A 12,769-nucleotide genomic window follows, 5' to 3' on the forward strand; every position below is an offset into this window, starting at 1 on the left:
GGTGGGTGCTCCGCGGACCGGCACGGGTCTTCGGGGACCGCCGCGGAGCACCGTGGGGGCTCCGGTGGCCGGCGGGGGTGCGCCGGTGGCGGGGACGACGGGTGCGCCACGTGTCTACGCGATGGCCGGAGCGCGGCGGTTGCGCGACGGTTGCGCGGCCCCTGCCTGCCACGACACGGGTGACCTTGACATGTACCGCCCAGTACAAGGATGGTGACGCCGGAGCAGCTCACGACGACCGTGACCAGGGGACGGTGTGATGCGCTATCGGGTCCTCGGCAGGCTCGACGTCTGCAACGGCACGCGGTGGATCCCGCTGAACGCCGCGAAGCAGCGCGCCCTGCTCGCCCATCTGCTCATCAACGCGGGCCGGTTCGTCCCCGCCGACGCGCTCATCGCCGAGCTGTGGGGCGACGACGTACCGGACTCCGCCGCCAAGTCCCTCCAGGTCTACGTGCACCGGCTGCGCCGCGCCCTGGCCGGCGACCCGGAGACGCTGTTCACCCGCCCCGGCGGCTACGAGCTGGCCGTGGAGCCCGACGGCACCGACGCCGCCCGCTTCGCGACGCTCGCCGCCGCCGGGCACGCGGAGCTGGCCGACCGGCGCCCGGGCGCGGCCGTGGAGACGCTGACGGAGGCGCTGGAGCTGTGGCGCGGCCCGGCGTTCGCCGACGTGCCGGCCACCGATGCCGTACGGGCCGAGGCCGCGCGTCTGGAGGAGTGCCGGCTGACGGCGTGGGAGGACCTGGCCGACGCGAAGCTGGCCGTGGGCCGGCACCCGGAGCTGGCCGCGGAGTTGGGCGCGCTGCTCGCGCAGCACCCGCTGCGGGAGCCGCTGTGGGGCCGGCTGATGCTGGCGCTGCACCGCGCGGGGCGGCGCTCGGATGCGCTGCGCACGTACGCGCGGGCCCGCCGGGTGCTGGCCGACGAACTGGGCGTGGAGCCGGGTGCGCAGCTTCAGCAGGTGCACGCGGCGGTGCTGGCGGGCGGCCCCGAGCCGGCGCCGCGGCACGAGGTCGCGGAGCGGCCGGCGTACTGCCAGCTTCCGGCGCGTATCCCGGACTTCGTGGGGCGGCGCGAGCAGTTGGTGCAGGTGCTGCGGTGGCTGGGGCGGCCGGAGGGGGCACCGGACGCGGGCGCCGGGGCCGGGGCGGCGGCCGTCGCCGGGCCGCCGGATCATGCGGCGAACGGCTTCGACGCGTGGCAGGTCGACGCGCGTCACCCCGCGCCGCGCACCGTCCTCGTCACCGGGGTCGCGGGCGCCGGCAAGTCCACGTTCGCCGTGCACGCCGCGCATCTGCTCCGCGACGCCTTCCCCGACGGCCAGTTGCACGCCGACCTGCGGACCGCGGCGGGGCGTCCGGCCGACACCGGCGACGTCCTGGCCTCCCTGCTCAAGACCCTCGGCATGACCGGCGCCGGCATCCCCGGGAGCATGGAGGAGCGGGCCCGGCGCTACCGCGCGGAGCTGGCCGACCGCCGCGTGCTCGTCGTCCTCGACAACGCCGACTGCGAGCGGCAGATACGCCCCCTGCTGCCCGGCACCGGCGACAGCGCGGTGCTCGTCACCAGCCGCGCCGGGCTCGCCGGGCTCGAAGGCGCGCTCCGCGTCGGACTGGGCCTGCTCAGCGACGCGGAGGCGCTGGAGCTGCTGGCGCGGGCGGCCGGCGACGACCGTACGCGCCGGGACCCCGAGGTCGCCGCGCGGATCGCGGCGCAGTGCGGCAACCTGCCGCTCGCGCTGCGCATCGCGGGCGCCCGGCTGGCGACCCGGCGGCATCTGTCGCTGCCCCGGCTGGCGGACGCGCTGGCCGACGAGCGGCGGCGGCTGGACGAGCTGGTCGCGGGCGACCTGGAGGTACGGGCCAGCGTCGCGCTGGGCTACGCGGCCCTCGACCCCGTGGCGCAGCGGGCGTTCCGGCTCCTCGGGCTGCTGGACGTACCGACGGTGCCCGGCTGGGTGGTCGCCGCGCTCCTCGGCGACGCACCGGCGGGCGGCGCGGCGGCGGACGGCACGGGGCAGGGCACGTCGGCGCAGGACGGCGCGGCGCAGGGCACGTCAGCGCCGGTCGGGTCGGCACAGGGAGACCCGGAAGCCGTCGCCGAGCGGTCCCTCGACGCGCTCGTCGACAACCACCTCGTCGAGGTCCACGCCCCCGACCCCGCCGCGGAACCCCGCTACCGCCTCCACGACCTCCTGCGCCTCTACGCCCGCGAGCGCGCCCACGCCCAGGAGCCGGCCGCAGAACGGGCCGCCGCGCTCGGCCGCGTACACACCGCGTACCTCGACCTCGCCCGCCGCGCCGACGACTCCCTGTCCTCCGGCTTCTCCGGCCGCGTCCGGGTCCCGGCGCCCCGCCACCGCCCCCCGGCGGCGGAGGCGGCCCGGGTCGGGGCCGAGCCGCTGGCCTGGCTGGAGGCCGAACGGACCACGCTCCGCGCCCTCGTCCGCCAGGCGGCCGAGGCCGGCGAGGCCGGCACCGCGTGGCGGCTGGCGGCGGCGCTGGCGGCGTTCTTCGAGTCCTCCGCGCACTTCGACGACTGGCGCGAGACGCACCGTACGGCGCTGGCGGCGGCGACCGCGGCCGGCGACCGGCTCGGCGTGGCCGTCCTGCACCGCAACCTGGGCGAGCTGGAGACCGTGCAGGACCACTACGGGGAGGCGGTGGTGGCGTTCAAGCGGTCGCTGAAGGAGTTCGCGGCGCTGGACCCGCCCCGGCCGGCCCCGCACGCCAAGTCCGCCGCCCATCCCCGCGACACCCGCCGGGACGGCCGCCCGGAGGCCGGGACCGGGACCCACCACCCCGCCGAGTCCGCGGCGGCGGCGGGCCTCGGCGTGCTGCTGCGGCTGCGCGGGCAGTACGCGCAGGCCGCCGCCTGTCTGCGGCGCGGCATCGAACGGGCCAGGGCCGGCGGCAACGTGCGGTCCGAGGCGTACGCCCGCTGCGGCCTCGGCAGCGTCCATCTGGAGTGCGGCGAACCGGGCGCCGCCCGGCGCGAGTTCGAACGGGCGCTGGCCCTGGCGCAGCAGGACGGCTACCGGCACGGCGAGGCGTCCGCCGAGCGCAACCTCGGCCTCGCGGACCTCGCGGTCGGCCGCGTGCACTCCGCCGCGGCGCGGATGCTGCGGAGCTGCGAGCTGGCGGTGGAGAACGGCGACCGGGTGGGCGAGGTGCACGCGCTCCAGTGGCTCGGGCATCTGACGGACGTGGCCGGGGAGCCGGCGCGGGCGGAGCGGATGCTCGACGAGAGCCTGGCCGCGTACCGGAGGTTCGGCGAGCGGTTCGGCGAGGCGCTGACGCTGCGCGCGCAGGCCGACCTGCTGCTGCACGCGCACCGGCCGGCGGAGGCCAAGGCGACGGCGCGGCAGGCACTGTCGATCTGGCGACACCTCGACACCCCGTACTGGACGTCCCGGACGCTCGACGTGCTCGCCGCCGCGCACGCGGCGGCGGGCGGCGCGGGGGGTGAGGTGGCCGCCGCCCGGGTACGTCGTCAGTCCTCGGCTCTACGCGCGTCAGTCGGCCTGTCCGCGGCCCTGCGCGCACCGGTTGCGGCGGGCCGCCGCCTCGGCGGGCACCTCACGCCGACCCCGGACCCGTCCCCCGCGGTCCGCACCCCGCGGGGGCCGCTGCGGGTGGGGGCGGAGAGCCGCTGAGGCGACGGGCGAGCGGTGGGCGAGCGGCGGGCGCCGAGCCGGGTGCCCGCCCGCCGACCACGGCACGCCCCGGCGCCTCACCAGGGCACACGCCGGCACCCTCACCGCGGCACGTCCGACGGCGACGTCACCGCATCACGCCCCCGGCCCTCTCCCCCGACCCCCGGAACACCCTCCGGTACGCCGACGGTGAGGTGCCCAGCCCCCGCTGGAAGTGCTGGCGCAGGCTGTCGCCCACGCCGAAGCCGCTGCGCTCCGCGACCGCGTCCACCGGGAGGTCGGTGGTCTCCAGCAGCTCGCGGGCACGGGCCAGCCGCTGGGCGTTGAGCCACTTCAGCGGGGTGGTGCCGACCTCGTCGGCGAAGCGGCGGCCGAACGTGCGCAGGCTCATGCCCGCCCGGTCCGCCAGCCGGCCCACGGCCAGCGGCTCGTGCAGCCGGGCCAGCGCCCAGTCCAGGACGGGCGCGAGCCCGTCCGTGCGCTGTGCCGGCACCGGGCGGGCCGCCGCCGGCGCGTACTGCGCCTGGTCGCCCTCGCGGTGCGGGGCGACGACGAGGCGGCGGCCCACGGCGGCCGCGGCGGCGGTGCCGTAGTCGCGGCGGACGATGTGCAGGCACAGGTCGATGGCCGCGGCGGTGCCGGCGCTGGTGAGGACGTCGCCGTCGTCGATGTACAGCGCCTGGGGGTCGACGCGGACGCGCGGGTGGCCGCGGCGCAGCTCGTCGGCGTACATCCAGTGGGTGGCGGCCCTGCGGCCGTCGAGGAGCCCGGCGGCGGCCAGGACGAACGCGCCGGAGCACAGCGAGGCGATGCGCGCGCCGCGGGCGTGCGCGGCGCGCAGCGCGTCGAGGAGCGCGGCCGGCGGCTCGTACGCGGGCTCCATGAGGCACGCCGGTACGACGACGAGGTCGGCCTCCGCGAGGGCGTCGAGCCCGCGCTCGGCGGTGAGCAGGAGTCCGCCGGCGGCGCGCTGGGCGCCGCCGGGGGTGGTGCCGGCGAGCGTCAGGTCGTAGCCTTCGCCCGCGAAGACCGCGCACGGCACGGCCATCTCGAAGAGCGAGGTCTCGTCGAGGAGGGTGACGACGACGCGGACCGGGGTGGCGGCGGCGCTCATGGCGTAAACATAGGGGAGCCTGACGTTTACGCCAATGGTCTCGCGTGGCCGCGGACCGGAGCCTGGTGCGCATGACGTCGAACAGAGTGATCCTCGCGGGCACCGCGACCATCGCCGTCACCTTCGGCCTCGCCCGCTACGGCTACGGCCTCTTCGAGCCCGAACTGCGGCGCGAGTTCGGCCTGTCGATGGCGCAGATGGGGCTGATCGGCAGCGCGGGCTACGTCGGCTACCTGCTGGCGCTGCTGCTCGTCGGCGCGCTCGTGGCGCGCGTCGGGCCGCGCCCGCTGGTCGTGGCCGGCGGGGCGGCGGCGACGGCGGGCATGGCGCTGGTGGCGGTGGCGCGTGGGCCCGTGGCGCTGACGGCGGGGCTGGTGCTTGCGGGCACCAGCTCCGGCTGGGCGTGGGCGCCGTACTCGGACGCGGTGGACCGGCTGGTGCCGCGGTCGCGGCGGGCGCGGGCGCTGGGGGTGATCGACGCGGGCACGGCCTTCGGCGTGACGGTCGCGGGGCCGCTGGCGCTGCTGGCGTACGGCACGGGCTGGCGGCCGGTGTGGCTGCTCTTCGCCGCGGTGGCGCTGGCCACGACCGTGTACAGCGCGCGCGTGCTGCCGCGCGGCGCGCACCGTCCGGTCGCGGCGCGCGGGGCGGTCGGGGCGCTCGGGCCGCGGTGGTTCGCGCGCCGGAAGGCGCTGCCGCTGTACGCGACGGCGGCGGCGTACGGCTTCGTGGGTGCCGGCTACTGGACGTACGCGGTGGCGGCGGTGGAGGACGGCGGGGCGTTCGGCTCCGGCGACGCGGGCCGGGTGACGACGGCGCTGTTCTGGACGCTGATCGGCGTGGCCGGTACGGCGGCGGCGCTGACGGGGCACGCCGTCGGCCGGTTCGGGCTGCGGCGGGTGCACACGGCGATGTTCGGCGGCCTCGCCGTCGCCGTGGCGCTGCTGGGGCTGGCCCCGGGCGCGGCGCCCGCGGTCGTCGCCTCGGCGGCGCTGTACGGGCCGCTCGCCGTCTCCGCGCTGCCCGCGGTGTGGAGCTACCGGGTCTTCCCCGAGGCGCCGGCCACCGGGTTCAGCGCGACGCTCGCGTTCCTCGCGCTGGGCACGATCGCCGCCCCCGCGGTGCTGGGCGCGCTGGCGGACGCGCGCGGGCTGCGCGCCGCGTTCCTCGCCACGGCGCTGGTCGCGCTGGTGGCGACGGCGGCGCGCCCGGAGCGCGAGCCGGGCCGCACCGCCGGACGTACGGACGGCGTCGCCGTCCGTACGAACCGCGCCCTCGGACGTACGGACCGCGCCGTCAGGCGTGCAGACCGCGCATCCGCACCGACAGACACGTCACCGAGCCTTCGAGCTTCTCGAACTCGCTGATGTCCACCGGCACCGGCGTGTACCCCAGCTCCTCGTACAGCGCGGCGGTCCGCGGCGCGCTCGCCGCCATCAGCAGCGCGCCGCCGCCCAGCAGGATGACGTGCGCCCCGGCGGCCTCCGGCACCTCGATCCGCCCGGGGAACAGCGCCGGCACGTCGACCAGCCCGGGGTGGGTGGCGAACGTGCCGTCGGGCAGGGCGGTGATGCCGGACTTCAGGTGCAGCACCCTGGTGACCGGGACGGCGACGACGCGGGCGCCGAGCGGCTCGAAGCAGGCCCGGAGCTGCCGGATGCCCTCGGTGTTGGTGCGCCCGCCGCGGCCCACGTAGATGGTGTCGCCGACCTTGAGCACGTCGCCGCCGTCGAGCGTGCCGGGCTCGTGGATGCGGTTCACGGAGCAGCGCAGCCGGCTCACGGCGTCCTCGACGCCGGGGGTCTCCGGCTTGCGGGCGTCGGCGCCGGGGCGGGTGACGAGGGCGACGTTCCTGTACATCACCACCGTGTCCTCGACGAAGACGGCGTCCGGGCAGTCGTCGGCGGGCGCGACCTCGGTGGTCTCCCAGCCGTGCCCTTCGAGGGTGGCGACATAGGAGCGCCACTGGGCGAGGGCCCGGTCCGCATCGACCGGCGTGCGTTCGATGTGCGTGACCAGGCCCTCGGCGAGACGGGGTCCGGGGCGGCGTACGAGAGCTTTCCTGCTGCGCATGCAGCAGGTCTACCACGGCCGTCAGTGGCCGTGGCCGTCGCCGCCCTCCTCGCCGGCCCCGCCCTGTTCGTCCGCGCCGTCGCCCGCGGTCACCGTGAAGGCCGCGGTGCGCACCTCGCCGTCGTGCTTGAAGTCGAGGAAGAGGCGGTACGAACCGGTGCTGGGCGCGGTGGCGGAGAAGGCCACCCCGGGGCCGGGCTCCGTGCTGCCGTCGCCGGGCTCGCCGTTGGGGTGGACGTGCAGGTACGCCAGGTCGCCGACGCGGAGCGCGACGAGGTGCCCGTACGCGCCGAGGTACGGCTGGAGATCGGTGACCGGTTCGCCGTCCTTCTCGACGGTGAACTCGACGTCGCGGGCGGAGCCGGGGGTGAGGGCGCCGTCGAGCGTCACCTCGTACCCGTCGACGGTCGCGGTCCGCTCCGCCTCGGGCAGCGGCGCCGGCCGGTAGTCCCCGGCGACGGCGAGGTCGCCGCCCAGCGTCAGGCCGTTCTCGGGGCCGCCGGTGGGCACGAAGTCGGCGAAGACGCGGTAGTCGCCGGCCGCGGGCAGCTCGACGGGCGTGCTCCAGGTGCCGGCGGCGTCGCGGACGGGGTGGAGGTGGCGGTACGTACCGAGGTCGCGGGAGGCGACGATCAGGTGCAGCTCCTTGCCGTGCTCCCGCTTGTACGAGGTCACGGGCTCGCCGTCCGCGCCGCGCACGGCGAAGCGCAGCTCGGCGGGGCTGCGGGCGTCGATCCGCCGGGTGTCCAGGTCGAGCGTGTAGCCGGCCTCGGAGAGCTGGAGCCCGCCCGCGGCGGGACCGGCGGCCTCGTCGTGCCCGCCCCCGCCGTCCTTCTCCTTCTTCCCTGTGTCGCCCTCGGTGCCCGTGGCGCCCTCGCCCGCGGCGTGCCCGTGGGCCGGGGCGGTGTCCTCGTCGTTGACGGGCCCCACGGCACTGCCGACCCCGTACGCCCCGGCGAACGCGACGGCCAGCGCGCCTGCGAAGAGTCCGGCCCTGGCTGCGGTGTTCATCGCTCGCTCCTCTCGGTCGGCCCGTCGCTTGCGACCGGCCTCGATACCGGCGACCATACCCCCTAGGGGTATAAAGTCAAGCCGGGGCCGCCGCTTGCGTACCATACGGGTCAGGGGTATACATGGTGGCGAAGGATCTAATACCCCCTGGGGGTATAGCGAGCCACGAGGAGCAGTGATGACCACCACCACGCCGGGCAGGACGGCCGAGGTCGAACTCGCGATCGGCGGTATGACCTGCGCCTCCTGCGCCGCACGGATCGAGAAGAAGCTCAACCGCATGGAGGGCGTCGAGGCCACGGTCAACTACGCCACCGAGAAGGCCAAGGTCACGTTCGCGGACGACGTGGACGTCGACGACCTCATCGCCACCGTCGAACGCACCGGCTACACCGCCGCCCCGCCCGCCCCCGCCGGGACGGCCGCGGACGGCGGCGCCGGGGACGGCACCGGCGGTCAGGGCCCGCCCGACGAGCTGCTGACACTGCGGCAGCGGCTCTTCGGCTCCCTGGCGCTGTCGGTGCCGGTGGTCGCGATGGCGATGGTGCCCGCCCTCCAGTTCGAGTACTGGCAGTGGCTCTCGCTCACGCTGGCCGCGCCGGTGGTGGTCTGGGGCGCCTGGCCGTTCCACAGGGCCGCCTTCACCAACGCCCGGCACGGCGCCGCCACCATGGACACGCTGATCTCGGTCGGTACGACCGCGGCGTTCCTGTGGTCGCTGTGGGCCCTGTTCTTCGGCACCGCCGGCGAGCCCGGCATGACCCACCCCTTCGAGCTGACCATCGCCCGCGGCGACGGCTCCGGCAACATCTACCTCGAAGCCGCGGCCGGCGTGACGACGTTCATCCTCGCCGGGCGGTACTTCGAGGCCAGGTCCAAGCGGAAGGCGGGCGCGGCGCTGCGCGCGCTGATGGAGCTGGGCGCCAAGGAGGTCGCGGTGCTGCGGGACGGCCGCGAGGAGCGGGTGTCCGTGGACCGGCTCGCGGTCGGGGACCGCTTCGTGGTCCGGCCCGGGGAGAAGATCGCCACCGACGGCACCGTCGTCGAAGGCGCCTCCGCCGTCGACGCCTCCATGCTCACCGGCGAGTCCGTGCCAGTGGAGGTCACCGTGGGCGATGCCGTCACCGGCGCCACCGTCAACGCCGGCGGGCGGCTCGTCGTCGAGGCCACCCGGGTCGGCTCGGACACCCAACTGGCGCGGATGGCCCGCCTGGTCGAGGACGCCCAGAACGGCAAGGCCGCCGTGCAGCGGCTCGCCGACCGGATCTCCGGCATCTTCGTCCCGGTCGTCATCGCCCTGTCCCTGGCCACCCTGGGCTTCTGGCTCGGTACGGGCGACGGGATCGCCGCCGCGTTCACCGCCGGTGTCGCCGTCCTGATCATCGCCTGCCCCTGCGCCCTCGGCCTGGCCACCCCGACCGCCCTCATGGTCGGCACCGGCCGCGGTGCGCAGCTCGGTATCCTCATCAAGGGCCCCGAGGCCCTGGAGTCGACCCGCAAGGTCGACACCGTCGTCCTGGACAAGACCGGCACCGTGACCACCGGCACCATGACCCTGCACGCCCTGCACACGGCTGACGGCGCAGGCAGCACTGACGGTGAGAAGGGCGCGCAGGGCGCGGAGGGCGCGGCTGAGGAGACGGTGCTGCGGCTGGCGGGCGCGCTGGAGCACGCCTCGGAGCACCCCATCGCCCAGGCGGTGGCCGCGGCGGCGACCGAACGCCTCGGTACGCTCCCGGTGCCCGAGGACTTCGCCAACGTCCCCGGGCTCGGCGTCCAGGGCGTCGTCGACGGCCACGCCGTCCTCGTCGGGCGGCAGCAGCTCCTCGCGCAGTGGGCGATCGAGCTGCCCGCCGAACTCGCCGCGGCCAAGGACCGGTCGGAGCGGGCCGGGCGCACCGCGATCGCGGTCGCCTGGGACGGCGAGGCCCGCGCCCTGCTCGAAGTCGCCGACGCCGTCAAGCCCACCAGCGCGCAGGCCATCCGCCGGCTGCGGGACCTGGGCCTGACCCCGATCCTGCTCACCGGCGACAACACGGCCGTCGCGAAGACCGTCGCCGCCGAGGTCGGCATCGACGAGGTCATCGCCGAAGTCCTCCCCGAGGACAAGGTCGACGCGGTCAAGCGGCTCCAGGCCGAGGGCCGTACGGTCGCCATGGTCGGGGACGGCGTCAACGACGCCGCCGCCCTCGCCCAGGCCGATCTGGGCCTGGCCATCGGCACCGGCACCGACGCCGCCATCGAGGCCGCCGACCTCACCCTGGTCACCGGCGACCTGCGGGCCGCACCGGACGCCATCCGGCTCGCCCGCTCCACCCTGTCCACCATCAGGACCAACCTCGCCTGGGCGTTCGGCTACAACACCGCCGCCCTGCCCCTCGCCGCCGCGGGCCTGCTCAACCCGATGCTCGCCGGCGCGGCGATGGCCTTCTCCTCCGTCTCGGTGGTCGCCAACAGCCTCCGGCTGCGGCGCTTCCGGCCGCTGGGCTGACGGGCGGCGGACGCCGCGCCGTTCGACGGGCCGCCAGGGTCCGTACGGGCGGCGCGGCGTTTCGGCGTGCGCGCGGCCGCGGGTCGCGGCGACGGGTTACGGTGCCCTCCGCGGGCGCGCGGCCGGAGCGCGCGGCGCGGGGCCGAGGGGCCGAGGGGGAGGAGAGCGTCGTGGGGATGCGGGAGACGGAAGAGTCGCGGGGAGCGGAGAAGGTGCCGGAGGCGCAGGAAGCGCTGCCGTCGTGGGAGTTGTTCCCGGCGCTGCGCGGCGCGCCGGAGCGGGTCGCGCTGCGTTTCAGCGGCACCGTCCTGACGTACGGCGAGCTGGCCGCGGCGGCGGACGCCGTCGCCCGGCGGATCGGCGGTGCCCGGCGGGTGGCGGTCTGGGCGACGCCGGAGCCCGCGACCGCGGTGGCGGTGACGGCGGCGCTGGTGGCGGGCGTGGCGGCGGTGCCGCTCAACCCCCGTATCGGGGTACGGGAGCTGGCCCACATCGTGGCCGACAGCGGGCCGGAGCTGGTGCTGGCGGCGCCGGGAGCGGAGCTGCCGGAGGCGCTGGCCGCGGTGGCGCGGGTGGACGTGGCGGCGACCGTACCGGCCGGGCCGCCGGCGATCGGCTCCCACCCCGCCCCCGAGACCGCGACTTGCGGGCCCGGGACCGCCGCGCTCGTCGTCTACACCTCCGGTACGACCGGCCCGCCCAAGGGCGTCGAGCTGTCGCAGCGGGCGCTGGCCGCGACCCTCGACGACCTCGCCGAGGTCTGGGGCTGGACCGAGCGGGACACGGTCGTGCACGCGCTGCCGCTGTTCCACGTCCACGGGCTGGTCCTCGGCGTGCTCGGCCCGCTGCGCCGCGGCGGCGCGGTGCACCACGTGGGGCGCTTCGCGCCGGAGGCGGTCGCGGCGGCGCTGGAGGCGGGCGGCACGATGCTGTTCGGGGTGCCGACGATGTACCACCGGCTGGCCGACGCCCTCGACGCCGGGCCGCCGGCCGGACCCGGCGCCTCTTCCGGTACGCCTTCCGGTACGCCGCTGGCCGCCGCCCTCGCCCGCGCCCGGCTGCTGGTCTCCGGCTCGGCCGCGCTGCCGGTGGCGGACCACCGCCGCCTCACCGCGGCGACCGGCCGCCGGGTCGTGGAGCGCTACGGCATGACGGAGACGCTGATGAACACCAGCGTCCGCCCCGACGACCCGGACGCCACCGGCAGCGTCGGCGTGCCCCTGCCCTCCGTCGGTGCCCGGCTCGTCGACGACGCGGGCGCCGAACTGGCCGCGTACGACGGGGAGACGGTCGGCGAGATCGAGGTCCGCGGCCCGAACCTCTTCTCCGGCTACCTCAACCGCCCCGAGGCGACGGCGGCGGCGTTCCGCGACGGCTGGTTCCGCACCGGCGACATGGCGGTACGGGACGCGGCCGGCCGCTACCGCATCGTCGGCCGCCGCGCCACGGACCTCATCAAGTCCGGCGGCTACAAGATCGGCGCCGGCGAGATCGAGAACGCGCTGCTGGAGCACCCGGCCGTCGCCGAGGCGGCGGTCACCGCGGAGCCGGACCCGGACCTGGGCGAGCGCATCGTCGCGTGGGTGGTCCCGGCCGGCCCGCCGCCGCCCGCCGCCGAACTCGCGTCGTACGTGGCCGACCACCTGGCCCCGCACAAGCGCCCCCGCATCATCCACTTCCTCGACGCGCTCCCCCGCAACGACATGGGCAAGGTCCTGAAGCGCGCTCTGGGGAGCTGACATGGCGCGGGAGCAGCCCGTCACGCACGCCGGCGAGGACGTCAAGCGGCGGTCCAGGGAACTGGTGGCCAGGGCGGCGCGCGAACTGCGCCTGGGTCGCACCCCGGGATCGGTGCCGAATCTGATCGAAGCGTGGGAGCGCGACTACCGGCGCTACCACGCCAAGGCGCCCGCGGCCCGCGGCCGGTGGCGCCGCCTGCGGACCGACCTGCGGGACGCCCGCATCGGCCACCCCCTGCCCGCCCCCGACCACCTCTCCCTGGGCCGGCGCGCGGCGCGCGTGGCCCCGCGGCTGTACCAGGAGGAGGTCGGCTACAACTACGGCGGGAGCCTCGTGCCGACGTGGCGCACGGTGGGCCACCGCTGGGACGTCGGGGGCGGGGGCTCGTACGGGGGCGGGAGCCGGACCTGGTTCACGCTGACGGTGAACGCCGCCGGGGCAGCCGAGTTCCGTGCGCCGCGCCACCGCAACGCGGGCGACGACGACGCCGCCTTCCCGGCCGACGCCGACGGCTGGCGGGCGCTGGTGAGCCACGTCGGCGACAGCATCGCCCGCCTGGACCCGCTGCGGCCGAGGAAGCCGGTCCGGCTGTGGCGGTATCCGTACCACCGGGACGGGGTGGACATGGGCTGGGAGGACGTGCACCGGAGCGCGTACGAGCGGCCGGACCCGCCGGACTGAG

Annotated in this window: 8 protein-coding genes; 5 read left to right on the forward strand and 3 right to left on the reverse strand. The window is 76.7% G+C overall.

Annotated features, from left to right (window positions below):
* Window positions 1-259: 259 nt before the first annotated feature.
* Window positions 260-3,658: an AfsR/SARP family transcriptional regulator gene (locus tag QBL21_RS22390; protein WP_407564010.1), complete on the forward strand. Its 3,399-nt coding sequence runs from the start codon at window positions 260-262 to the stop codon at window positions 3,656-3,658.
* Between the two features lie 127 nt (window positions 3,659-3,785).
* Here QBL21_RS22390 and QBL21_RS22395 read toward each other — a convergent pair whose 3' ends face one another.
* Entirely contained in the window at window positions 3,786-4,772 is a 987-nt protein-coding gene (locus QBL21_RS22395) for a GlxA family transcriptional regulator (protein WP_407564011.1), read from the reverse strand.
* A 71-nt stretch (window positions 4,773-4,843) separates the two neighbouring features.
* Between QBL21_RS22395 and QBL21_RS22400 the strand changes: the two genes are divergently transcribed.
* Complete coding sequence (locus tag QBL21_RS22400) at window positions 4,844-6,139, forward strand: MFS transporter (protein ID WP_407564012.1); 1,296 nt, start codon at window positions 4,844-4,846, stop codon at window positions 6,137-6,139.
* On the opposite strand, the gene ddaH is transcribed toward QBL21_RS22400, so the two are convergent.
* The gene (gene ddaH / locus QBL21_RS22405) at window positions 6,069-6,845 is read right to left on the reverse strand and encodes a dimethylargininase (RefSeq protein WP_407564013.1); all 777 of its coding nucleotides are present in this window, start codon (window positions 6,843-6,845) and stop codon (window positions 6,069-6,071) included. The genes QBL21_RS22400 and ddaH overlap by 71 nt on opposite strands.
* 21 nt (window positions 6,846-6,866) lie before the next feature.
* On the reverse strand, window positions 6,867-7,856 hold the full coding sequence (locus QBL21_RS22410) for a hypothetical protein (protein WP_407564014.1): 990 nt from the start codon (window positions 7,854-7,856) through the stop codon (window positions 6,867-6,869).
* Window positions 7,857-8,034: 178 nt separating this feature from the next.
* Here QBL21_RS22410 and QBL21_RS22415 point away from each other — a divergent pair, with 178 nt between their 5' ends.
* The 3 genes from QBL21_RS22415 to QBL21_RS22425 all read left to right on the forward strand — a co-directional run bounded on the left by QBL21_RS22415 (window position 8,035) and on the right by QBL21_RS22425 (window position 12,768).
* Window positions 8,035-10,347 (forward strand): heavy metal translocating P-type ATPase, encoded by a 2,313-nt coding sequence (locus tag QBL21_RS22415; RefSeq protein WP_407564015.1) that lies wholly within the window; start codon window positions 8,035-8,037, stop codon window positions 10,345-10,347.
* A 176-nt stretch (window positions 10,348-10,523) separates the two neighbouring features.
* Window positions 10,524-12,086 (forward strand): AMP-binding protein, encoded by a 1,563-nt coding sequence (locus QBL21_RS22420; protein WP_407564016.1) that lies wholly within the window; start codon window positions 10,524-10,526, stop codon window positions 12,084-12,086.
* A 1-nt stretch (window position 12,087) separates the two neighbouring features.
* Window positions 12,088-12,768, forward strand: a complete 681-nt coding sequence (locus QBL21_RS22425) for a hypothetical protein (RefSeq protein ID WP_407564017.1) — start codon at window positions 12,088-12,090, stop codon at window positions 12,766-12,768.
* Window position 12,769 lies beyond the last annotated feature (1 nt).

Source organism: Streptomyces sp. 184 (assembly GCF_045781775.1).
In the GTDB taxonomy this organism is placed as follows: Bacteria; Actinomycetota; Actinomycetes; order Streptomycetales; family Streptomycetaceae; genus Streptomyces.